Source organism: Guyparkeria sp., assembly GCF_046540515.1.
Lineage (GTDB): Bacteria > Pseudomonadota > Gammaproteobacteria > Halothiobacillales > Halothiobacillaceae > Guyparkeria.
This window is the reverse complement of sequence record NZ_JBKHFB010000005.1, coordinates 24,486-46,568: the sequence shown is the minus strand read 5'-3', so window position 1 is coordinate 46,568 and position 22,083 is coordinate 24,486. Positions and strand designations below refer to the sequence as shown.

Annotated in this window: 19 protein-coding genes; 9 read left to right on the top strand and 10 right to left on the bottom strand. The window is 64.7% G+C overall.

What is annotated here, in order from left to right:
* Positions 1-57: 57 nt before the first annotated feature.
* The 7 genes from ACLFRM_RS01315 to rpmH form a co-directional block, all read right to left on the bottom strand.
* Positions 58-600 carry a GNAT family N-acetyltransferase gene (locus ACLFRM_RS01315; protein ID WP_410753809.1) on the bottom strand — a complete coding sequence of 181 codons (543 nt, stop codon included), beginning with the start codon at positions 598-600 and terminating at the stop codon, positions 58-60.
* A 19-nt stretch (positions 601-619) separates the two neighbouring features.
* The gene (locus tag ACLFRM_RS01310) at positions 620-1,174 is read right to left on the bottom strand and encodes a PAS domain-containing protein (RefSeq protein ID WP_410753807.1); all 555 of its coding nucleotides are present in this window, start codon (positions 1,172-1,174) and stop codon (positions 620-622) included.
* A gap of 126 nt (positions 1,175-1,300) precedes the next feature.
* Complete coding sequence (gene mnmE, locus ACLFRM_RS01305; RefSeq protein WP_410753806.1) at positions 1,301-2,641, bottom strand: tRNA uridine-5-carboxymethylaminomethyl(34) synthesis GTPase MnmE; 1,341 nt, start codon at positions 2,639-2,641, stop codon at positions 1,301-1,303.
* Positions 2,642-2,719: 78 nt separating this feature from the next.
* A complete protein-coding gene (gene yidC / locus ACLFRM_RS01300) occupies positions 2,720-4,426 on the bottom strand; it encodes a membrane protein insertase YidC (RefSeq protein ID WP_410753804.1) in 1,707 nt (568 codons plus the stop codon).
* A gap of 9 nt (positions 4,427-4,435) precedes the next feature.
* On the bottom strand, positions 4,436-4,741 hold the full coding sequence (gene yidD / locus ACLFRM_RS01295) for a membrane protein insertion efficiency factor YidD (protein WP_410753803.1): 306 nt from the start codon (positions 4,739-4,741) through the stop codon (positions 4,436-4,438).
* The gene (rnpA, locus tag ACLFRM_RS01290; protein WP_410753802.1) at positions 4,726-5,145 is read right to left on the bottom strand and encodes a ribonuclease P protein component; all 420 of its coding nucleotides are present in this window, start codon (positions 5,143-5,145) and stop codon (positions 4,726-4,728) included. The genes yidD and rnpA overlap by 16 nt, the downstream gene beginning before the upstream one ends.
* Positions 5,146-5,150: 5 nt before the next feature.
* The gene (gene rpmH / locus ACLFRM_RS01285; RefSeq protein WP_058574926.1) at positions 5,151-5,285 is read right to left on the bottom strand and encodes a 50S ribosomal protein L34; all 135 of its coding nucleotides are present in this window, start codon (positions 5,283-5,285) and stop codon (positions 5,151-5,153) included.
* A gap of 442 nt (positions 5,286-5,727) precedes the next feature.
* On the opposite strand from rpmH, the gene dnaA reads away from it, so the two are divergent.
* The 7 genes from dnaA to xth all read left to right on the top strand — a co-directional run bounded on the left by dnaA (position 5,728) and on the right by xth (position 14,628).
* Positions 5,728-7,137, top strand: coding sequence for a chromosomal replication initiator protein DnaA (gene dnaA, locus ACLFRM_RS01280; RefSeq protein ID WP_410753801.1), 1,410 nt, complete (start codon positions 5,728-5,730; stop codon positions 7,135-7,137).
* Between the two features lie 263 nt (positions 7,138-7,400).
* Positions 7,401-8,510 carry a DNA polymerase III subunit beta gene (dnaN, locus tag ACLFRM_RS01275; RefSeq protein WP_410753800.1) on the top strand — a complete coding sequence of 370 codons (1,110 nt, stop codon included), beginning with the start codon at positions 7,401-7,403 and terminating at the stop codon, positions 8,508-8,510.
* A 10-nt stretch (positions 8,511-8,520) separates the two neighbouring features.
* On the top strand, positions 8,521-9,591 hold the full coding sequence (recF, locus tag ACLFRM_RS01270) for a DNA replication/repair protein RecF (protein WP_410753799.1): 1,071 nt from the start codon (positions 8,521-8,523) through the stop codon (positions 9,589-9,591).
* Between the two features lie 164 nt (positions 9,592-9,755).
* Entirely contained in the window at positions 9,756-12,167 is a 2,412-nt protein-coding gene (gene gyrB, locus ACLFRM_RS01265) for a DNA topoisomerase (ATP-hydrolyzing) subunit B (protein WP_410753798.1), read from the top strand.
* Positions 12,168-12,245: 78 nt separating this feature from the next.
* On the top strand, positions 12,246-12,818 hold the full coding sequence (locus tag ACLFRM_RS01260; RefSeq protein WP_410753797.1) for a LemA family protein: 573 nt from the start codon (positions 12,246-12,248) through the stop codon (positions 12,816-12,818).
* 12 nt (positions 12,819-12,830) lie between these two features.
* Positions 12,831-13,775 carry a GIDE domain-containing protein gene (locus tag ACLFRM_RS01255; RefSeq protein ID WP_410753796.1) on the top strand — a complete coding sequence of 315 codons (945 nt, stop codon included), beginning with the start codon at positions 12,831-12,833 and terminating at the stop codon, positions 13,773-13,775.
* A 61-nt stretch (positions 13,776-13,836) separates the two neighbouring features.
* A complete protein-coding gene (gene xth / locus ACLFRM_RS01250) occupies positions 13,837-14,628 on the top strand; it encodes an exodeoxyribonuclease III (protein ID WP_410753795.1) in 792 nt (263 codons plus the stop codon).
* 48 nt (positions 14,629-14,676) lie between these two features.
* Here xth and glnE read toward each other — a convergent pair whose 3' ends face one another.
* Positions 14,677-17,604 carry a bifunctional [glutamate--ammonia ligase]-adenylyl-L-tyrosine phosphorylase/[glutamate--ammonia-ligase] adenylyltransferase gene (glnE, locus tag ACLFRM_RS01245; protein ID WP_410753794.1) on the bottom strand — a complete coding sequence of 976 codons (2,928 nt, stop codon included), beginning with the start codon at positions 17,602-17,604 and terminating at the stop codon, positions 14,677-14,679.
* Between the two features lie 416 nt (positions 17,605-18,020).
* Between glnE and ACLFRM_RS01240 the strand changes: the two genes are divergently transcribed.
* Entirely contained in the window at positions 18,021-18,878 is an 858-nt protein-coding gene (locus ACLFRM_RS01240) for a metallophosphoesterase (RefSeq protein ID WP_410753793.1), read from the top strand.
* Positions 18,879-18,881: 3 nt separating this feature from the next.
* Positions 18,882-19,064, top strand: a complete 183-nt coding sequence (locus ACLFRM_RS01235; protein WP_410753792.1) for a hypothetical protein — start codon at positions 18,882-18,884, stop codon at positions 19,062-19,064.
* A 105-nt stretch (positions 19,065-19,169) separates the two neighbouring features.
* Here ACLFRM_RS01235 and purH read toward each other — a convergent pair whose 3' ends face one another.
* Positions 19,170-20,732 carry a bifunctional phosphoribosylaminoimidazolecarboxamide formyltransferase/IMP cyclohydrolase gene (gene purH, locus ACLFRM_RS01230; protein WP_410753791.1) on the bottom strand — a complete coding sequence of 521 codons (1,563 nt, stop codon included), beginning with the start codon at positions 20,730-20,732 and terminating at the stop codon, positions 19,170-19,172.
* Positions 20,733-20,952: 220 nt separating this feature from the next.
* Entirely contained in the window at positions 20,953-21,813 is an 861-nt protein-coding gene (locus ACLFRM_RS01225; RefSeq protein ID WP_410753790.1) for an NAD(P)-dependent oxidoreductase, read from the bottom strand.
* Between the last annotated feature and the right edge of the window lie 270 nt (positions 21,814-22,083).

Here is a 22,083-nt window from a genome sequence, read left to right as displayed (position 1 = left end):
GACAACCTCCCGGGGCGCTGACAGCCTTTGACCCACCAAGGGAGCGGGACCGACCAGTCAGTCTAGCAAACCTCCGGGAATTGCCGTGCGGGACATGAGGTAATCGTCCATCACGAATCCGCCACCGATCGGTTGGCAATCGGTGCCCGTGACACGAAACCCTGCCCGTTCGTAGGCCCGAATGGCCGGCCGGTTGTAGCGATTGACCCGCAGGGTCACTCGATCGAGTCCTTCGGCAGCCATCTGTCGGCATGTGGCCTCGATCAGCCAGCGGCCCAGCCCCGTGCCGTGAAATCGCGGATGCAGGTAGAGCTTGTCGAGAAAGCCCGCCTTTCCGTCGGGTCGCCAGGCCGAAAAGCCGATGGACCGACCGGCAAGTCGCAGCAACGAGAAGCGCGTGCCGTTCCGTCGTGCGTCACGCAGGGCACGCAAGGCATAGCCGCGACCGAGCATGTAGTGGACCTGGGCACTACCGATGATGGGCGGGTAGCAGTGCCACCAGATGACTTCGGCCAGCGCCGCAACGCAAGGCAGTTCGGCATCATCCGCCGGCTCGAGCGCCAGCGGCTCGTGACCGTGATGTCGGACTGGCAAGGTCATGGGTGGATCCGTATGCCGCTCAGGCCCGGGAGGACAGCACCATCTGCTGCAGGCTGGCATAACCGTGACGACGCACGAACCGGTTCATCACCTCGACCGCGGGCGCGAAGCGTCGCTCGTCGTTGTACCCGCTACGCTGCTCCGCGGCCCGCATGTCGTCGAACAGCCCCTCCCAGTCCGGTACCACCTCGGCCCGCGGCAGGAATCGGGCCGACGTGTAACCGACCGTTTCACCGTTGCGCACGATTGGCGCAACCCGAGTCAGCACCCAGTAGTGATCCCCGTTCTTGCAGCGATTCTTGACGATGCCGAAGAACTCGTCGCCGGCCTGGATGGTCTGCCACATCAGGTAATAGACGCTGTCGGGCATATCCGGATGGCGCAGGATATTGTGCGGCTGGCCGATCAACTCGTCGACCGCAAAGCCCGATATCTCGGCAAGTGACCGGCTCGCCTGGGTGATGACGCCCTCGCAATCGGTCTTCGACTGCAGCGCCCGGTGGCTGCCCAGGCCGACCACCCGCCCGGTGACTTGTCGAATGTCGATTGGTGGCTGATATTCCATCGACAGCATGGCGGCACTCCTGTTGCTGAAGGAAGTATCGGCATCGAGCCGAGTGTCCCAGAAAAAATCTATCGGGGCATTAAATAGTACCGATGCCCCACCTTCAACCAAGCGGTGCGCTTGGACAAGGGCGATTCACTTGCCGATACAGAAACTGCCGAAAATCTCGCCGAGCAGGTCGTCTGCGGTGTATCGGCCGGTGATCGCTTCCATCGCTGTCTGCGCACGACGCAACGACTCGGCGGCCAGTTCGCCGGCGCCCAGTGCCAGCGAATCGGCCGCCTCGGTCAGACTGTCGCGGGCACGCTCGAGCGCCTCGAGGTGACGACGTCGGGCGATGAATGGGTCCTCGGTTCGATCGGACATGCCGGCCAGGCGACGGAGTTCGCGACGCAGGGAATCCACGCCTTCTCCCGTCCGGGCACTGAGTCGCAACGTGCCTTTCTCGACAGAGTCGGATGGTGACGCCTCGGTGAGATCGATCTTGTTGATCACGGTCAGCAACGGCTTTTCCGGCAGACGCGCCAGGGTGGCCTCGTCCTCGGCCGACCGGCCGCGAACACCATCGATCAGATGCAGGATCAGATCGGCACGCTCGATCTCCTGCCAGGCGCGGCGGATGCCTTCCCGTTCGACCGGATCGTCACTCTCGCGCAGGCCGGCGGTGTCGATTACGTGAATCGGCAAGCCATCGAGCATGATTTCGGCACGCAGCACGTCGCGGGTGGTACCGGCGATCTCCGTGACGATCGCGCGCGATTCCCCGGCCAGTTGGTTGAGCAGGCTCGACTTGCCGACATTGGGCTGACCGACGATCACGAGCTGCAGCCCCTCGCGCAGACGAACGCCTTCCCCGGTGCGATTCAACAGGTCGGCCAGTTCCTCGCGCAGGCTGACCAGCTGATCTCGCAGGCGGGTGTCGGAGAGAAAGTCGATTTCCTCCTCGGGGAAATCGAGCGCGGCCTCGATGTACATGCGCAGATGGATCAGGTGCTCGACGAAGGCATCCACGCGCCGCGAAAACGCCCCGGTCAAGGAACGCCGGGCGGCCGTGGCCGCTTGGGTGGAACCGGCCTCGATCAGGTCAGCGACCGCCTCGGCCTGCGCGAGATCCATCCGCCCGTTGAGAAAGGCCCGTTCGGTGAACTCGCCCGGCCGCGCCGTGCGCGCACCACAGCCGACCATTTCCTCGACGGCCGCGTCGAGCAGGACGGGGTTGCCGTGCCCCTGCCACTCGACCACGTCCTCGCCGGTGTAGGAACGCGGGCCGGGAAAGAAGAGCACGATGCCGTCGTCGAGTACCGCGCCGTCGGCACGACGCTTGAGGGTGACGTAATGCGCGTGGCGCGGGCGAGGCGTGATACCGGTCAGCCGCGTGATGATCGCGCGGGCCTCCGGTCCGGACAGGCGCACCACTCCGACCCCGGCCCGACCGGCTGCCGTGGCCACCGCGCAGATCGTGCCGACCGGGATCACGCTCGCGCGCCTGCCCGGTTAGTGGTCGCCGGCCAACGACGTTTCACGGGAAACATCATGGGGAACATTCGCCAACGATCAGCTCGATCCCTTCTGAACCGCCATCTGCTTTTCCACCCGCCGGGTGATGATCGCCTGCTGGACGATCGAAAGCAGGTTGTTGACGAACCAGTACAGCACCAGACCGGCCGGGAAGAAGGCGAAGAACACCGTGAAGATCACCGGCAGCCACTGGAAGATCTTCTTCTGCATCGGATCGACCGGCGCCGGGTTGAGCTTCTGCTGCAGGAACATCGAGGCGCCCATCAACAGCGGCAGGATGAAATACGGGTCCTTCTGCGTGAGGTCCTCGATCCACAGGATCCACGGCGCCTGGCGCAACTCGACCGACTCCACCAGCACCCAATACAGGGCGATGAACACGGGAATCTGGATCAGGATCGGCAGACACCCCCCCAGCGGATTGATCTTCTCCTTCTGGTAGAGCTTCATCATCTCCTGGGAGAGACGCTGCTTGTCATCGCCAAAGCGTTCCTTGAGCGCCTGCATCTTGGGCGTGACCGCGCGCATCCGGGCCATGGACCGGTAACTGACCGCCGACGGCCACAGGAACAGCAGCTTGATCACCAGGGTGACCATCACGATCGCCCAGCCCCAGTTGCCGACCCAGTCGTGGAACAGGTCGAGCAGCCAGAAGATCGGCTCGGAAATGACGGTGAGGATGCCGAAATCCACCGCCAGGTGCAGGCCAGTCGCAAGCGGTTCGAGGTTCGACTGGATCTTCGGGCCGACATAGAGGATCGACTCGAACGTCTCGCTCGACTGAGGCGCAACGGCGGCGACCGGCGACATCAGCCCCAGACTGTAGACGGTAAAGCCGTCCTTCTTGCTCTTGAGGGTGTAGTACTGGTTCACCTCTTCGGGATTCGCCGGCACCCAGGCACTCATGAAATAGTGCTGGATGATCGCGGCCCAGCCATCCTGCAGATCCTTCTGCAGGTTGATCTTGCCCATCTCGTCGAACTCGATCTTCTCGTAGTTGAGGCGATCGCCACCGCCAGGGGGGGTGCCCGCATAGACGCCACCGGTGTAGGTGTACATCAGCTGCATGCCCGGGGTGGAACCCGAGCGGGTCAGCTGGCGATATTGCTGACCACGCCACTCGGCATCGGTGGTGTTCTCAACCGTGTAACGCAGGTCGACGGCATAGGAACCGCGCTTGAAGAGATAGGTCTTGGTAACGCGGATGCCGTCCTTTTCCCAGGTCATCGGAACCTCGAGAACGGACTCGCCCTCGGCGAGGCGGTACTCGGGCTCTTCCACCTCGAAGGCCGCATGATGGTCCGGCGCCGGTGCGTTCTTGGCGCCGATCAGCCCGGACTGGGCGATGTAGGTAAACCCGCTGCTGTCCTGCAGCAGGCGCACCGGATCGTCCGGTCGATCGAGCTCGACCGGATAGTCCAGCAGATCCGCCTGCCGGAGCACGCCGCCCTTGGGATCGATCTCGAGCGAGAGCACATCGGTCTCGACCCGGATCCGGTCGGCCGAGGCCGAGGAATCGCCATCCGACCCGTCCTCGGCGCTGGGCACGTCACCCCCTGTCGAGGGCCCGCCGGCGGTCGGCAGGTCGTCGGCCTGGCGTTCTTCGCCGTCCGACGCCTGTTCGGTCGTCTGACCGCCGTTGCCACGCTCGGCGGGTGACTGATGGTCTTCCAGCCAGGCCTGCCAGAGCAGGATCAGGACGAAGCCCAGGGCGATGATCAGGATCAGGCGGCGTTGTTCCATGGGAATCTTTCAGTCTCGCGAATGAACGGCATGGGGCCCGTGACGGACTTCGGCTCGGGAATCGGATGTGTCGGCGTCGCAGCCGCAATCGGTTGTCGACCCGCTGCCGGGCACCGGATCGACGCCCCCGGCACAGAACGGGTGGCAGCGGCCCAGGCGACGCAGGGTCAACCAGCCACCCTTGAGCGCACCGTGTCGGGACAGGGCTTCGACCGCGTACTCGGAACAGGTCGGATAGAAGCGGCAGGAGGGCGGCAACATCGGGCTGATCAGCAGACGATAGCCCTTGACCAGACCGATCAGGACGCGACGCATTTTCGACTCGCCTTTTTCAGGGCCTGGCGCATCTGGCGATGCAACTCGGCCATGGGCAGTTCGGCCACGCCCGGCTTGGCGAGCACCACCACGTCCATGCCGGGCAATTCGGCGCGCCCGAGGCGGAACTGCTCGCGAGCGACGCGCTTGACCCGATTGCGCTCATGGGCCAAGCGAACCCGCTTGCGGCTGACGGCCAGACCCAGCCGTGGTTCGCCACCGGGGTTGGGACTCAGGGCCAGCATCAGGTTGGCGGTATGTACCCGATCGCCTCCGCGCATCACGCGCTGGTAGTCCCGCCCGGAAAGCAGGCGCGCAGAACGCGGAAACCGGCCGTCACGAAAGACGGCCGGTTCGAAGCTGTCGGCGCCGGAGGTCCGGGCCTCGGGCGTAACCGGGTTCATCTGCCTCAGGCAGACAGCCGCTTGCGGCCCTTGGCGCGACGGGCGTTGATGATGGCGCGGCCGCCACGGGTCTTCATGCGGGCACGAAAACCGTGGGTCCGCTTGCGGCGCAGGTTGCTCGGCTGAAAGGTTCTTTTCATGGCGACGTCCCAGTATTGATCAGGTCGATGATGGTATCGGAAGGGCCGACCGCGCCGACCCATGTGGGTCGATTCGGGCGACCCTATCCGCTTGAAAAAGGGGCCGAATACTCTGACAGACCGGGGCCCGCTGTCAAGCGCGGCGTCACCAACGACCGAAAAGACGGCGCCGATGACCGGAGCAAGTCAGGTTACAAACCGCCGCCCGCGTGACCCGACCTGGCCGGTCACGTCGGTCTGGCATCTTGTGGATAAGATGTCGATCGGCCATGACTGGATGTTATCATCCCCGCCCTGTCCGAGACATCGATACACGAATCGGCCCGACCTCCCGCTTGCCGGGTTTATTGGCCGTCAGGGACCGCGAGACGACACGAGCGGCGGTCTTGATTCGAGCAAAACGTCCCAGTCGACCCCGAACCGGTGGAGAACGACCGTCGCCATGCAGCATTTCCCGATGTGGCAACAATGCATCGATCGTCTGGCCCAGGAGTTGCCGAACGATCAGCTGACCATGTGGATATTCCCGTTGCAGGCCGAGCAGGTCAGCGACGACCAATGGCTGCTATGGGCACCCAACCGATTCGCCTTCGACTGGATCAACCAGAAACTGCTCGATCGCATCCGCGTGCACGCCCGCGAGATTTCTGGCCACCCGGAACTCGATGTCTCGCTGCGTATCGGTGAGGCCGGCCGGTCCCGGCCGAAGCCTGCCACCACCTCGAACCGCCCGCAGACCGAGGGCTCGCCGCCAGCCTCGCCTCGAACGGCGGCTGTGCGGCCGATCTCTCCCGAGCCGGTCGAACCGGGCGACACCGCCGACGAAGGCTTTTCCCACAACCTCAATCGTGGCTTTACCTTCGAGACCTTCGTCCAGGGCAAGTCCAACCAGCTCGCCTGCGCCGCTTCCCAGCAGGTGGCCGCCAACGCCGGGGCGAGCTACAACCCGCTGCTGATCTACGGCGGAGTGGGCCTGGGCAAGACCCACCTGATGCACGCGGTGGGCAACCAGATCATCGACCAGCAGGCCGACCGACGCGTGATCTACCTGCACAGCGAACGCTATGTCCAGGAGATGATCACCGCGATCCGCAACAACAACACCGAGCAGTTCAAGAACTTCTATCGCGGCATCGACGCGCTGCTGATCGACGACATCCAGTTCTTCGCCACCAAGCCGCGCAGCCAGGAGGAGTTCTTCCACACCTTCAACGCGCTGATCGAGCAGGGCAAGCAGATCGTGATGACCTGCGATCGCTACCCGAAGGAGATCGAGGGACTCGAGGAGCGGCTGAAGTCGCGATTCGGCTGGGGCCTGACGGTCGCGGTCGAACCGCCGGACATGGAGACCCGGGTGGCCATCCTGCACAGCAAGGCCGAACAGTCCGGCATCGATCTCGACTCGGACGTCGCCTTCTTCATCGCCCGGCGTATCCAGGCCAACATCCGCGAACTCGAGGGCGCGTTGCGACGCGTGATCGTGACCACGCAGTTCTCCAAGCGGCCGATCACCATCGAATCGACCAAGGATGCGCTTAAGGACATGATCTCGGCACACGCCAAGATGATCACGCTCGACAATATCCAGCGCACCGTCGCCAAGTACTACAACATCAAGATCCAAGACCTGACCGGGGCCCGCCGCACGCGCTCGATCGCCCGACCCCGGCAACTTGCCATGGCACTGGCCAAGGAGCTGACCAGTCACTCGTTGCCCGAGATCGGCGAATCCTTCGGTGGGCGGGATCACACCACGGTGCTGCACGCCGTGCGCAAGATCGAGGAACTGCGCGAGACGGACAGCAAGATCAACGACGACTACAACCTGTTGCGACACACGCTGAATGTGTAGGTCACCACGCTGGGGACAAGCCGGGCATTGCGGGCGGACAGTTACTGGGGAACGTGTGGATGAAACGGCGGATCACGAGTTTTCCACAAAGCGTCCCGATTCGTACACAGGCCGTCCCAAGGCATTGAGCCAACCTGTCAAGTGCGAGAAGCTGCTGATCCAGATCGGCTTTTCGCACTTATCCCAAGGAAAGCGGCTACATCACATTCATCATCATCAACAGAACAAAAACATCTGTTACTGATTCAGAGGAACCGTCTGCCATGCAACTGACCGTCAGCCGACCGGACCTGCTCGACGCCATCAACCGGGTTATCGGTGGCGTGGAAAAACGCCAGACAATGCCGATCCTGGGCAACCTGCTGCTCGAGACCGACGATGACCGCCTCAAGCTCACCGGCACCGATCTCGAGATCCAGCTGGAAAGCGAGTGTCCCGCCGACATCACCCAGCCCGGGCGCACGACGGTCAACGCCCGCAAGCTGCACGACATCGTTCGCGCCATCCCGGCCGAATCGCGGATCGGCATGCGCCAGGAAGACGGATTCGTCATCGTTCAGGCCGGGCACAGCGTGTTCCGGCTCGGTTGCCTGCCGGCCGAGGAATACCCGCGCATGGAGGCGACCACCGAGGAACACCGGGTGGTAATCGGTCAGGATCGTCTGCGCGCCATGCTCGAGAAGACCCAGTTCTCGATGGCCCAGCAGGACGTGCGTTACTTCCTCAATGGCCTGTTGTTCGAAGTCAGCCCGGAGCGGATCCGCTGCGTGGCCACCGACGGGCATCGACTGGCCCTGGCCGAGACCGACAGCCAGCAATCGATCACCGAGACGCTGCGCATCATCGTGCCGCGCAAGATGGTGATGGAACTGATGCGGGCGCTGGACCGAGACGACGAATCACCGGTCGAACTGCTGGTCAGCACCCAGCAGATCGAGCTCAAGCTTGCCCAACAGCGCATGGTCAGCAAGCTGATCGACGGCCGCTTTCCCGACTACGAGCGGGTGATCCCGAAGAACAACAGCAAGCAGGTGCATGTCGATCGCGAGAGCCTCAAGCAGGTCCTGCAACGGGCCGCGGTACTCAATACCGATCGCTTCGCCGGCGCGCATTACCACCTGCAGTCCGATCGATTGGCCATCGAGGCGATCAACAGCGACCAGGAATCCTCCCGCGAGGAAATCCCGGTGCACTACCAGGGCGACGATCTAAAGATCGCCTTCAATATCAGCTACATGCTGGCTATCCTGTCCCATGTCGACGACATGCAGGTGCGCATGGACTTCGAGACCCCGGAATCCAGCGCCCTGATCCTGCCGACCGACGAAGACGCCATCCGGACCCGCTACGTCCTCATGCCGATGAAGATCTAAGCGGCTTGACGTGACGCGACTGGCGACACTGCATGTCGAGCGGTTCCGCAACCTCGAACCGCTCGATCTCGAGCCGGCGGCGGGCATCAACCTGATCAGCGGGCCCAACGGCGCCGGCAAGAGCAGCCTGCTCGAAGCGATTCACACCCTGAGCCTGGGGCGCTCCTTTCGCGGCAACAACGCCAGCGAACTGATTCGACATGGTGCCGACGATTTCCTGCTACGCGCCGAGGTAAAGGGCCGGTCCGGGCACAGCGCTCACCGCCTCGCCCTGCAACGCGACCGGCGCGGCATGACCCTGCGGGTCGACCAGGAGAACGTCAGCCGATTGAGCGAGCTCGCCCGGCTGTTGCCGGTACTGGCTCTCCATCCGCAATCCGATGACCTGGTCCTGGGTTCACCCGATTACCGACGTCGCTTCCTCGATCGGGTCGGGTTCTATGCCCAGCCGGAATTCCATGCCGTCCACGGCGATTTCCAGCGAGCGCTCAAGCAACGTAACGCCCTGCTGCGTCGGGGGCGTCGAGAACCGGCCTGGGATAGTCTCTATCTCGAGACCGCTGACCGTCTCGAGACGGCTCGACGCACCGTGCTCGCTGATCTCAATCAGCGGATCACTTCCCTGTTGGATCGGATGCTGCCGGGAAGTGCACTCGGTCTGCGCTACCTGCCCGGCTACCGTCAGGATGTCGATCTCGAGCAGGCCCTTGCCCAGGGGGCCGAACGCGAACGCGATCAGCAGGCCAGCCTGTTCGGTCCCCACCGCGCCGATCTCAAGATCGCGCTCGACGATCACGAGGCCCGCCAGGTCGCTTCCCGTGGCCAGGTCAAGATGCTGGTGGTACTGCTGCACCTGGCGGTACTCGACCTGTGGGCCGAGGTACGTGGCGAACCGGCGGTGGTACTGTTCGACGACCTGGCCTCGGAGCTGGATGCCGACAACCGCAAGCGGGTGCTCGAGTACCTCGGCGAGAGCGGCCACCAGGCCTTCGTCAGCGTGATCGCCGCCGATGCCATCGACGGCGAGGGCGATATCCAGGCGCGGTTTGCGGTCTCGGGCGGTCACATCACGCCGCGGTAGGAGGTTCCGACCCCGGCCGGGTTGCGAAATGGTATGATCACAAGGTTTTGAAACACCGTCGGAACGATCGGGGTGGAACGGCCAGCCGGTCGGGCCCTCGATCAACCGGATTCGTAGGCCAGCGCCGCCCGCGAACCGCTGCGACAGGAAGGGACACGACTTAGATGAGCGCCGAAAACACTTACGACTCCAGCAGCATCAAGGTCCTCAAGGGGCTCGACGCGGTGCGCAAGCGCCCCGGCATGTACATCGGCGACACCGACGACGGTACCGGCCTGCACCACATGGTCTTCGAGGTGGTCGACAACGCCGTCGACGAATCGCTGGCCGGTCACTGCTCGAAGATCGACGTGGTCATCCACGCCGACGGCTCGGTCTCGGTCACCGACGACGGTCGTGGCATCCCCACCGACCTGCACGAGGAAGAGGGACGTTCCGCCGCCGAGGTCATCATGACCGTGCTGCACGCCGGCGGTAAGTTCGACCAGAACAGCTACAAGGTTTCCGGCGGCCTGCACGGCGTGGGCGTCTCGGTGGTCAACGCGCTTTCCGACCGGCTGGATCTCACCATCTGGCGCAATGGACGTCGCTGGGTGCAGGAATACCACCTCGGCGAGCCGCAGTACCCGCTCAAGGACGCCGGGCCGACCGAGCGCTCCGGTACCCAGATCCGCTTCCTGCCCAGCCCGACGATCTTCACCGACGTCATCTTCCACTACGACATCCTCGCCAAACGCCTGCGCGAGCTGTCGTTCCTCAACTCCGGGGTACACATCTCGCTGTCCGAGGAGCAGAGCGGTCGTTCGGACACGTTCTACTACGAGGGCGGTATCCGTGCGTTCGTCGAGCACCTGAACAAGGACAAGACACCGATCCACAAGAACGTGATCTACCTCTCGGGCGATCGAGACGAGGTGGGCATCGAGCTGGCGCTGCAGTGGAACGACGCCTACCAGGAAAACCTGTTCTGCTACACCAACAACATCCCGCAGCGCGACGGCGGCACGCACCTGACCGGTTTCCGCACCGCGCTGACGCGCACGCTCAACGACTACATGGATCGCAACGGGATCCTCAAGAAAGCCAAGGTCAGCACCACCGGCGAGGACTGGCGTGAGGGTCTGGTGGCCGTGATCTCGGTCAAGGTGCCCGACCCGAAGTTCTCCTCGCAGACCAAGGAGAAGCTGGTCTCCTCCGAGGTGAAGACAGCGGTCGAGTCGATGACCGCCGAGCACCTGGCCTACTTTCTCGAGGAAAACCCGGCCGATGCCGAGGCGATCACCTCCAAGATCATCGAGGCGGCGCGCGCCCGCGAGGCGGCTCGCCGTGCCCGCGAGATGACCCGCCGCAAGGGCGCGCTCGACATCGCGGGTCTGCCGGGCAAGCTGGCCGACTGCCAGGAAAAGGACCCGGCGCTCTCCGAGCTGTATCTCGTGGAGGGCGACTCTGCGGGCGGCTCGGCCAAGCAGGGCCGCGACCGGCGCACGCAGGCGATCCTGCCGCTCAAGGGCAAGATCCTCAACGTCGAGAAGGCGCGCTTCGACAAGATGCTGTCCTCGGCCGAGGTCGGCACCCTGATCACCGCGCTCGGCTGCGGGATCGGTCGCGAGGACTTCAACCCGGACAAGCTGCGCTATCACCGCATCATCATCATGACCGACGCGGACGTCGACGGCAGTCACATCCGCACCCTGCTCTTGACGTTCTTCTATCGCCAGATGCGCGAGCTGGTCGAGCGCGGCCATGTCTACATCGCCCAGCCGCCGCTGTACAAGGTCAAGAAGGGCAAGCAGGAGCAATACCTCAAGGACGACCTGGCCCTGAACCAGTACCTGCTGCAGCAGGCGGTGGACGGGGCCCGTCTGGAACTGGGCGAGAACACCCCGCCGATCAGCGGCCCGGGGCTCGAGTCGCTGGCACGCGAGTACCTCTCCGCGCAGGCGATGATCGAGCGCATGGCCAACCGTTTCGACATCAACGCCCTAAAGGCGCTGATGCAGATCGCGCGACTCGATCCGGCCATGATGGACGACGAGTCCCGACTGGCCGGCTGGCTGGGGCATTTCAACGGCATGCTCAACGCCATTGCCGATGCCGGGGTCGAGTACGGCGTGGCGATGGAGGAAGGCGAGCACGGCCACGTGTTCCGCATCGAGCGCAGCCAGCACGGTGTTTCACATGAAACCACCATCCCGGCGGCCTTCTTCAGCGGCAACGAGTACCGTCTGCTGGGTGATCTCGGCGAGCGTCTGGATGGCCTGATCAGCGAGGGTGCCGAGGTCGTGCGCGGTGAGCGTCGTCAGCCGATCGAGCGTTTCGAGCAGGCGATCGACTGGCTGATGGCCGAGGGGCGCCGCGGTCTTGCGGTACAGCGCTACAAGGGTCTGGGCGAGATGAACCCGGACCAGTTGTGGGAAACCACCATGAACCCGGATACCCGTCGCTTGCTGCAGGTGCGAATCGAGGATGCCGTCGCCGCCGACTCGGTGTTCACGGTACTGATGGGTGACCTGGTCGAGCCGCGTCGCGACTTCATCGAGAAATTCGCGCTGTCGGCGTCCAATATCGACGTGTAACTCATCGGCAATTAACCCGAGTTTACCGAACAAACCGAATCCCCGTTTCGGCGGGGTGGCCACGGAGGCGACCAAACCATGGGCATTGCGCTGTCGATTATCGTGTTCCTGCTGGTGCTGATCCTGATCTGGGGGATCGTCATCTACAACGGCCTGGTCCGTCTGAAACACAACGTGTCGCAGTCCTGGTCGAACATCGACGTGCTGCTGCGCCAGCGCCACGACGAACTGCCCAAGCTGGTCGAGACCGCCCGCCAGTACATGCACTACGAGCGCGACACGCTCGAACGGGTGATGGAAGCGCGCGCGGCCGTCAACGATGCGCAGCAACGCGGAGACGTCGGGGCACTGGGCAGTGCCGAGCAGAGCCTGCGTCTGGGTCTGGGTAACCTGTTCGCCGTGGCCGAGGCCTATCCCGAGCTCAAGGCCAACGAGACCTTCCAGCACCTGCAGCAGCGCATCAGCGGACTGGAGAACGAGATCGCCGATCGGCGCGAGTTCTACAACGCCGCGGTCAACACCAACAACATCCGTATCGAACAGTTCCCGGATGTCATGGTCGCCCAGCTGTTCGGTTTCCGCGCCTTCCGCCTGCTCGAATTCGACCGCAAGACCACCGAAGACGTCGACATGAAGACCCTGTTCGGCTGATCTGACTTCCCGGTGCTCGACGGGTTCGCCAACTGGCTGATCGGGCTCGACCCGGGTTTCTACCGGGTGCTTTGGGCCGGATTGCTCGCGCTGTTGTCCGCTTGCCTGTTCTTCGGTTTTCGCACCCTTGCCCGCGCGCGGATCATCGCGAACACGCCTACCGCCCGCTTGCGATCGGCCGCGCAGGGATTCAACGAGATCGAGGGGGTCGGCCATGCGGTCGACGACCACCCGCTCTATTCCCCGCTGACCTTCACGCCGTGCCTGTGGTTCGAGATGAAGATCGAACGGCTCGAATCCCGTGGCAAGAACCGCAGCTGGGTGACCGTCGAGTCTCATCGCAGCGATGCGCTGTTCCGCATCGACGATGGCACCGCCGAGGCGTTCGTCGACCCCGATCATGCGCGGATCATCCCCCACTCGAGTCGACGCTGGCGCGAACGCAATTCTCGTGGTGCCGCCGATGCCCTGTCGCTGGGGTTTGGCGGCAAGCCCTACCGCTACACCGAACGCCTGCTGTTCCCGGACAGGCCGCTCTACGTGCTTGGCTGGCTGGAGACCCGCGGTCATCGAAACGCCGGGGCGTCGGCTCAAGAGGCCGTCGAGCAGCGGCGACGGGAGCTATTGCGGGCCTGGAAGCACGACGACACCGCTCGCGCCCGGTTCGACCTTGACGGTGATGGCGAGATATCGGCTCGGGAGTGGGAGTGGGCCATGCGTCTGGCCCAAGGCCAGGCACGAAAGGAGGTAGGAGAGGCCGAACGGGATCGGGCGACGGCGGGAAACACCGTCCACCTTTTGCATCGCCCACCGAACGGTGAGCCGTTCATCATCTCCGGCCTGCCGCAGGAGACGTTGGTGAAGCGCAAGACGGCGAGGGCGAGTGGCTTCATCGGTGTCGGCCTGATCCTGTTCGTGATCGGATTGCTCGCACTCGACGTCCGACCGCCCTTCTGACGGTCGCAGCCTGTCCGGAACATGCGAAAATACCCCGAGTCTTTCGCTCGAGGCACACCGCATGAACATCGCCAGTTGGAACGTCAATTCGCTCAAGGTACGCCAGCCACAGGTGCTGCAATGGCTGGCGGAACAACCCGCCACCCTGCTGGGCCTGCAGGAGCTCAAGCAACTCGACGAGGCGATCGATCGCGAGGCGATCGAGGCGGCCGGCTATCGCGCGATCGCCAACGGACAGAAAACCTACAACGGCGTGGCCTGGCTCTACCCGTCGCACTGGCCGGCACCTACCGATATCGTCACCGACATCCCGGGGTTCGAGGACCCGCAACGCCGCGTGATCGCGGCGAGTTTCGGCGACCTGCGGGTGATCAATCTCTACGTGGTCAACGGTGAAGCGGTCGGTTCGGAGAAGTACGCCTACAAGCTGACCTGGCTGGAGGCGCTTACCCGCTGGCTGGCCGAGGAGGCCGGGAGGTACGCCAAGCGCGTGGTGGTAGGGGATTTCAATATCGCGCCGGCGGACGCCGACGTGCACGACCCGGAGGCCTGGCGCGAGCGCATCCTCTGTTCCACGCCGGAACGCGACGCGCTCGACCGCATCCTGGAAACGGGGCTGATCGATGCCTTCCGTCTGTTCGATCAGCCGGAGAACACCTTTTCCTGGTGGGATTACCGCCAAGCGAACTTTCGCCGCAACCGCGGACTGCGTATCGACCTGATCCTGGTAAGCGAGGCCCTGCGCGATCAGGCAAGTGCCTGTCACATCGACGTCGAGCCGCGTCGCTGGGAGCGTCCCTCGGACCACGCCCCGGTGGTCCTGACGCTCGATCACGGCGCGCCCGGTAGCTGACTCGCTGACGATCGGGCCGATTGCCGTTACCGGCCGGAGTCGGTGGCACTAGTCGGTTCCGCCGTCGTCGTCCACGTCCTCCTTTCCCCGACCCTCCGGCGGCCGACAACCGATGATCGCTGCCCACTGGTCGATCACCACCTGGGTTTCGGCCTCCACCACATGAGCCTCGACCACGGGTCGGCTGCCCATCAGGGCCTGGTGGTGGCCGGCATCGCGCAGGGTGCGATAGGCCTGGATCAGCGCCTCGGAGGCCTCCGCATCGATTATTTCCGCCTCCCGGAGGGAATCGAGTTGCCGGATGTTGTCCGTGTACTCGAGTATCCCGGGGTGGTCGGCGGCATGACGCAGCAACAGGTACTGCACCAGGAACTCGATGTCGGTGATCCCGCCGATATCTCGCTTGAGGTGGAACAGTCCCGCCGGCGTCGCGGGCTGGTTGGCGCGCATCTTCCGGCGCATCCCGACAACCGCCTCGCGCAACTCGTCCGGATCACGCCTCTGCGTGAGGGTCCGGCGCCGGATCTCGGCGAAGTGCTCGCCCACCGAGGCGACCCCGGCGACGAAGCGGGCTCGGCACATGGCCTGGATTTCCCAGACCCAGGCGTGTTCGGCCTGGTATTGGGCAAAGGCGTTCACGGAGGAGACCAGCAGGCCGCCGACGCCGTCGGGGCGCAGGCGGGTGTCCACCTCGTAGAGCACCCCGGCCGGGGTGCGGATGCTGAGCGTGTGGATGATCTTCTGAGCCAGACGGGCGAAGTAGAGGCTGTTGTCGATCGAGCGTTCGCCGTCGGTCACCGCTTCGTGGTCGGTGGAATCGTGCAGAAACACGAGATCCAGGTCCGATCCGTAGCCGAGCTCGATCCCGCCGAGCTTGCCGTAGCCGATGATCGCCAGGCCCGGCGTGAACGCCTCGCCAGCCTCGTCGACGGCCCGTGGCCGGCCGTGACGCGCCTCGATCTGTGCGCGGGCGCGCTCGTATACTGCCTCGAGGATCACCTCGGCGATCCAGGTGAGCTGGTCCGACACGCGCATGACCGGCAGGGCGCCTACCACGTCGGCGGCGGCCACCCGTAGCGTCGCCAGTTGCTTGAAGCGGCGCAATTCGTCGAGGCTGCGTTCCTCGTCATCCGGACACTTGCCCAGCAGTTCGCCCAGTTCACGGGCCAGCTCGGTCTTGTCGGGCGGGGCATACAGGGTTTCGGGGTCGATCAGTTCGTCGAGCAGGATCGGGTGCTGAGTGAGCAACGAGGCGATCCACGGGCTGCCGTGGACCAGCCGGACCAGTTGGCGACGGGCCTGCGGTTGCTCGATCAGCAAGGCAACGTACACCGAGCGGCGCAGGATGGCCGCGAGCAGGTCAAGCATCCGGTCGAGGATCGCGACCTGGCCCTGGTAGGTACTGATGTCGCGCAGCAGATCGGGCATCAGCTCGTCGAGTCGCTGGGCGACCGTGCCGTTGATCGCCGGGCCCTGGGTGTCGCGCCAGGTTGAAAGGTGCCGCTCGAGGGTTGCGGCCTCCTCGAAGCCGTGGCGTTCGAGGATGGCGACACGGTCGGCGACATCGCCCAGGCCGTTCCATACCTGCTCGAGCGGGTCATCGGCCTCGTCGGTGTCGCTCGGCAGGCGCAATACCTCGGAGAAATGGCCATGGATGCGATCGCGATGCCGGTCGAGCGCATACAGGAACGATCCCCAGTCCTCGAAACCCATGGCGATCGCCAGGCGCAGCTGGTCGAACTTGTTGTCCGGCAGGGTCTGCGTCTGATGGTCGTAGAGCATCTGCAGCCGGTTCTCCGCCCTCCGCAGGAAGTCGTAGCCGGCGGTCAGGTCGGCGACGGTGGCCTGGTCGAGTTCGCCCATCTCCTCGAGGATCGAGAGTACCGGTACCAGTCGGCGTGCCTGTAGTGCCGGTTCGCGTCCGCCGCGCAGCAACTGGAACAACTGGCCGATGAACTCGATCTCGCGGATGCCGCCGGGACCGAGCTTGATGTTGTTGTGCATGGCCGCGTCGGTCATCTCGCGCTCGATCATGCGCTTCATCTCGCGTAGCTGGCTGAAGGCACCGAAGTCGAGGTAGCGGCGGAAGACGAACGGGCGGAGCATGTCCATCAGCTGGCGACCGGCTGCCTGATCGCCGGCGATCACGCGCGCCTTGATCCAGGCGTAGCGTTCCCATTCGCGCCCGCGCGTGGCGTAGTAGAGCTCCAGCCCGTCGAAGCTCATCGCCAGCGGCCCCTCGTCGCCGTTGGGCCGCAGGCGCATGTCGACCCGGAAGACGAAGCCGTAGCCGGTCTTCTCGTCGAGCGAACGAATCAGCCGCTGGCCGAGGCGGATGAAGTACTCGGCGTTGCTGATCGTCTTCTTGCCGTCTGTCTCGCCTTCCTCGGCATAGGCGAAGATCAGGTCGATGTCCGAGGAGTAGTTCAGCTCGTCGCCGCCGAGCTTGCCCATGCCGATCACGACCATCTCCACCGGCTCCCCGTTCGGGCCGCGTGGCTGACCGAAGCGCGTCTTGAGGTGGTGTTCGTGGTAGGCGAGCGCCTCGGCGACGCAGAAGTCGGCGAGGTTCGATAGTGACCGGAGGGTCGCGTCCGTGTCGTCGATGCCGTTGAGGTCGCGCCAGGCGATCAGGATCATTTCCCGGCGTCGCAGGCGCCGCAGCTCGCGGCCGAAGGCGGTCGGTTCCAGCTCCAGCCGCTCGGCCGGCATGCCACCGAGTGCGTCGAAGCGTGCCGCGAGGCCGTCGCCGAGATACGCGTCCGCCGTCCCGTCGATCACGTAGTCGAGAATGTCGGGTTCGGCGGCAAGGCTTTGCTGGATAAACGGGCTGCAGCGCAGGACGTGCTCGAGCTCGTCACGTTGCATCTCGGTCAGGGAAGCTCGATCGCCGAGTTGGTCGAGCAGGGTCGGATCGGGGTTGATTTCGTCGAGGTCGGACACGGGATCGGCCTGTCGGTGAATGGGGACTGCCACGATCATACGCCTTGCCGATGATGGCGTGCAGCGACGAGAAGATCATTGAACCGGAGACGGAAAAGCACCGGGCCCTGCACGAGGGAATCCGGGTGGGTTGGCGCGATGAGGTCGTGATTACGGGGGGAACCGACATGTCGCTGGTGTCCAGTAGCTCGAGGGTTGGGACAATGACAGCCGCGACCGGCTCGGCGGCGAAGCGGATCGGGCAGCCAAGCTGTTGACCTGACGCTATTTTTTAGCGAACATATCGATTATTCGATCGGCAGGCCATCCGCCTGCCCCGTCCCGCGTGCTTGCGATAAGCTTCGACTCGCAGCCCGCCGCGTCCCGGACGGACCATCGACCCAATCCAACCGTTCATGGCATGCCGGCCCACCCCGGTGTCGTGGCGCAGGCGTGGTTGCTTAGATTTCATGACGTTATTCAAACAGCTGTTGAAAAACTCGCGGGGTCGGGATTTCATCGTCGGCGACCTGCATGGCAGTCGTCCGCTGTTGGAAAAGATCCTCGAAAAGCACGACTTCTCTCCCGAGCGAGATCGTGTGATCGCCGTCGGTGACCTGATCGACTACGGCAAGGATTCGCTGGGCACCCTGCGCCTGCTGGGCGAGCCGTGGTTCTTCTCCGTGGCGGGCAACCACGAGCGGGTGATCGCCAATCATCGCGAGGCCCTGATCGAACGGCAGTTGACCGCCGTGCAGCGCGCCGAACTCGAAGCGATGGGATCGGCATGGTTGCTCCAGCCCTACGACAAGCTCAACGACGACAAGTGGGACGATCTGATCACCGAGGTGATGAATCTGATCAGCCAGATGCCGCTGATGATCCAGGTCGGCAACGGCCCCGCGGCGGTCGGTGTCGTGCATGCCGAATTGCCGTTGTGGGACTGGGACCAGAACATCGCGCGCCTGGAGCGGGTCAAGAAGCTCAGTTACTGGGCCTCGATCAAGGCCGATCCCCAGCTCGACACCCTGCTCTGGGGCCGCTCCCAGGTCCACGAGGTGCTCGAGGGCAACCGTCCCGAGCGCAGCGTGCGCGGGATCGACTGGGTGATCGCCGGCCATACCATCACCGGCCAGCCGCTGCGTGACGGCAACCGGTTGTGGATCGACTGCGGTGCCTGGGACGAGCGGTCGGGTCGCGGCCTGGCCCTGGTGGAGGTTGGTAACACCCTTGCCGTGAGCGCGCACTACCACGATCCCAGCGTACGAACCCATCGCTTCGTCCGCCGCGGGCACCATTTCCATTCCGTGATCGACGCCACCGGTTGACCCATGTCCGATCTCAATCACCTCTCCCTGACGGAACTGCGTCGTCTGATCGAGACCGCACGCGGCGAACTCGAACGCCGCGAGAGCGAGCCTGTCGACGAGCAGACCGTGCTCAAGTCCCTGGAACTGGACCTAAAGCGCCACCATCGGCGCAAGGACGAAGATCGCTTCAATCCCTTCGCCTAGCGGCGCCGCACCGGTCTGACGTTAAGCTGGAGTTCACGAAAAGGGCCCCTCGTTTTTCGAGGGGCCCCGTCGTATCCGAGCCGGCGCTGCCGCGGAGGGTCGCGGTCAGTGGCGGAAGTGGCGCATCCCGGTGAACACCATCGCGATGCCATGTTCATCGGCGGCGTCGATCACTTCCTGGTCGCGCATCGAGCCACCCGGCTGGATGACCGCCTTGATGCCGGCCTCGGCGGCGGCATCGATGCCGTCGCGGAACGGGAAGAAGGCATCGGAGGCCATCACCGAGCCCTCTACCGGCAGGCCGGCATCGGCGGCCTTGATGCCGGCGATACGGGCCGAGTAGACCCGGCTCATCTGCCCGGCGCCCACGCCGATGGTCTGCTGGCCGCTGGCGTAGACGATGGCGTTCGACTTGACGAACTTGGCGACCTGCCAGGCGAACAGCAGGTCCTGGATTTCCGCCTCGTCGGGTGTGCGCTTGGTGACGATCTTGAGATCACCCGCGCCGATCACGCCGTGGTCGAAGTCCTGCACCAGCAGACCCCCACCGATGCGCTTGAAGTCCTTGCCCGGGGCCGGCCTGACCGACCAGTCGTCGATCGCCAGCGCCCGGACGTTGGGCTTGACGGCCAGTTCGGAGGCCGCCTCGTTGCCGATCTCGGGGGCGATGATCACCTCGACGAACTGTCGCTCGACGATGGTCCGCGCCGTGTGGGCATCCAGCGGCCGGTTGAAGGCGATGATACCGCCGAAGGCCGAGGTCGGGTCGGTGGCGAACGCCCGGTCGTAGGCGGTGGTGATGTCGTCGCCGGTGGCCACGCCGCAGGGGTTGGCGTGCTTGACGATCACGCAGGCCGGCCGGTCGAACTGCTTGACGCACTCGAGCGCGGCATCGGCGTCGGCGAGGTTGTTGAAGGACAAGGGCTTGCCCTGCACGATGCGGGCGCGGGCGAGCGTGCCCGGTGCGGCGTCCGGCTCGACGTAGAAGGCCGCGTTCTGGTGCGGGTTCTCGCCGTAGCGCAGGTCCATCGACTTGTTCAGCGGCAGGTGCCAGGTCGGCGCGAAGGCGCTGTCCTCGAACTGGCGGCCGAGGTAGTCGGCGATCATGCCGTCGTACTGCGCGGTGTGGCTGAAGGCCGAGGAGGCGAGCCGCTGGCGCGTGGCCATGGAGACGCCCTCGCCGTTGATCTCCTCGAGCACCACCTCGTAGTCGGCCGGGTTGACCACGATCGCCACGTCGTTGTGGTTCTTGGCCGCCGCGCGGACCATCGCCGGGCCGCCGATGTCGATGTTCTCGATAGCCGTGGCGAGATCGCAGTCCGGGTCGGCCACGGTGCGGGCGAAGGGGTAGAGGTTGACCACCACGAGATCGATCGGGGTGATGCCGTGGGTGGCCATCACCTCGTCGTCCGTGCCCCGGCGGCCGAGAATGCCGCCGTGGATCAGCGGGTTGAGCGTCTTGACCCGCCCGGCCATGATCTCCGGAAAGCCGGTCACGTCGCTGACCTCGCGCACGGGCACGTCGTTCTCGCGCAGCAGGCGGGCGGTGCCACCCGTGGAGAGCAGCTCTACGCCAGCGGCGTGAAGACCCTGGGCCAGGCCCAGGATCCCGGTCTTGTCGGAAACGCTCAGCAGGGCGCGGCGCGGCTTGACGGCATGATGGCTCATGGGGATACCCGATACTCTCAGCGGTAAGTGGTGTCGTCCGCTCCCGGGGGGCGGGAGCGGTATGCAAACCGCGTATTGTACCCGCTTGCCAATGACGATGGCCATTGGGCGGCGCACCGTGTCTTGCATCCGGACGCCCGGCGACCCGCAGGGACGTTGGGTATTCGAGCAGCCCTTTCCTGGTCTCGGTTGAGTCGCGCTACCCGCCGTCGCGGAGCGTTCAGTGTGTGGTCACCCGCTCGTGGACGATGCTCTCGAACAGCGAGGAGTAGTCATGGTTGCCGTGCCCGGCGTAGACCCCTTCCTCTAGCACGTGCTGCAGGCCGATCAGCAGGTGTGTGTCGATACCCTGACCGCAGGCGCTTCGGGTGAACAGGCGGATGTCCTTGAGCAGGTGTTTCAACGGGAAGTTGGCCTTTTCGAACGAATGCCCGAGCATGTTGTCGAGTTTCTTGTCGAAGGTGGGGGCGTACAGTGCCGATTCGCGCAGCGTGGCCATGAACTTGTCGACGTCCACCCCCTCGCGCTGGACCAGGCCCAGGCTCATGGAGAAGGCGGCGGTCAGCGAGCCGATCAGCTGGTTGAACGCGAGCTTGGCGCCGGCACCGCTGCGAACCTCGCCGAAATGGGTCGGCGTGCCCAGGGTATGCAGCAACGGGTCGAGTCGTTCGACCAGTGCCGCCGGGCCGCCGAGCAGCAACTGCAGCGTGCCGCTCTGTGCCTGCGGAATGGAGCCGAGCACCGGTGCCTCGAGGTACTCGCCGCCCATGGCCTCGACCCGGCGGGCGAGTTCGGCGGACTCCGAGGGGGCGATGGTCGAACTGTTGATCACGACGTGACCGCGGATGCCGTCCTCGCCCAGCGTGTCGATGACCTCGCGGCAGGCGTTGTGGTCGCTCACCATCAGCCACAGTGTCTCGGCGCGACTGGCCAGATCGGCCAGGGTCGTCGTGGTGGGGAGACCCTCGACGTCACGCGGGTGGCGATTGTAGCCGGTCACCGCCCAGCCTGACTCGGCGAGGCGTCGGGCCATGGCGGTTCCCATCAATCCCAGGCCGATCACTCCGATCGTGGTGTTCATGGCAGTGCCCTCTTCGATGGTTGCAGCTGCAGGTGGTATGTCGCCTCAATCGCGCGGGCACGATCCGTCGTCTGGTGGATTGCGGCAGGTATAGGGTTATGCTTGCGCCAGCGTCCGTTTCGTCTCCCTGACGCCACTGGTTATATTGCGGCTTAAGGAACCTCTGCACGAATCGATGGAGCCTCTGGCTTGCGTGCAAACCCGCAACCCCCGCCAGGGCGGGTCGCCAAGGGACCATCGGCGTCGTTGCGGCGCTTGTGAATGGCGACG

Bases quoted from the DNA above. Each gene is read 5' to 3' on its own strand.
- ACLFRM_RS01240 (WP_410753793.1), top strand. From the start codon at position 18,021: ATGACGTTATTCAAACAGCTGTTGAAAAACTCGCGGGGTCGGGATTTC.
- rpmH (WP_058574926.1), bottom strand. From the start codon at position 5,285: ATGAAAAGAACCTTTCAGCCGAGCAACCTGCGCCGCAAGCGGACCCAC.
- ACLFRM_RS01310 (WP_410753807.1), bottom strand. From the start codon at position 1,174: ATGCTGTCGATGGAATATCAGCCACCAATCGACATTCGACAAGTCACC.
- ACLFRM_RS01260 (WP_410753797.1), top strand. From the start codon at position 12,246: ATGGGCATTGCGCTGTCGATTATCGTGTTCCTGCTGGTGCTGATCCTG.
- yidC (WP_410753804.1), bottom strand. From the start codon at position 4,426: ATGGAACAACGCCGCCTGATCCTGATCATCGCCCTGGGCTTCGTCCTG.
- yidD (WP_410753803.1), bottom strand. From the start codon at position 4,741: ATGCGTCGCGTCCTGATCGGTCTGGTCAAGGGCTATCGTCTGCTGATC.
- ACLFRM_RS01235 (WP_410753792.1), top strand. From the start codon at position 18,882: ATGTCCGATCTCAATCACCTCTCCCTGACGGAACTGCGTCGTCTGATC.
- dnaN (WP_410753800.1), top strand. From the start codon at position 7,401: ATGCAACTGACCGTCAGCCGACCGGACCTGCTCGACGCCATCAACCGG.
- dnaA (WP_410753801.1), top strand. From the start codon at position 5,728: ATGCAGCATTTCCCGATGTGGCAACAATGCATCGATCGTCTGGCCCAG.
- xth (WP_410753795.1), top strand. From the start codon at position 13,837: ATGAACATCGCCAGTTGGAACGTCAATTCGCTCAAGGTACGCCAGCCA.
- purH (WP_410753791.1), bottom strand. From the start codon at position 20,732: ATGAGCCATCATGCCGTCAAGCCGCGCCGCGCCCTGCTGAGCGTTTCC.
- rnpA (WP_410753802.1), bottom strand. From the start codon at position 5,145: ATGAACCCGGTTACGCCCGAGGCCCGGACCTCCGGCGCCGACAGCTTC.
- gyrB (WP_410753798.1), top strand. From the start codon at position 9,756: ATGAGCGCCGAAAACACTTACGACTCCAGCAGCATCAAGGTCCTCAAG.
- ACLFRM_RS01225 (WP_410753790.1), bottom strand. From the start codon at position 21,813: ATGAACACCACGATCGGAGTGATCGGCCTGGGATTGATGGGAACCGCC.
- ACLFRM_RS01315 (WP_410753809.1), bottom strand. From the start codon at position 600: ATGACCTTGCCAGTCCGACATCACGGTCACGAGCCGCTGGCGCTCGAG.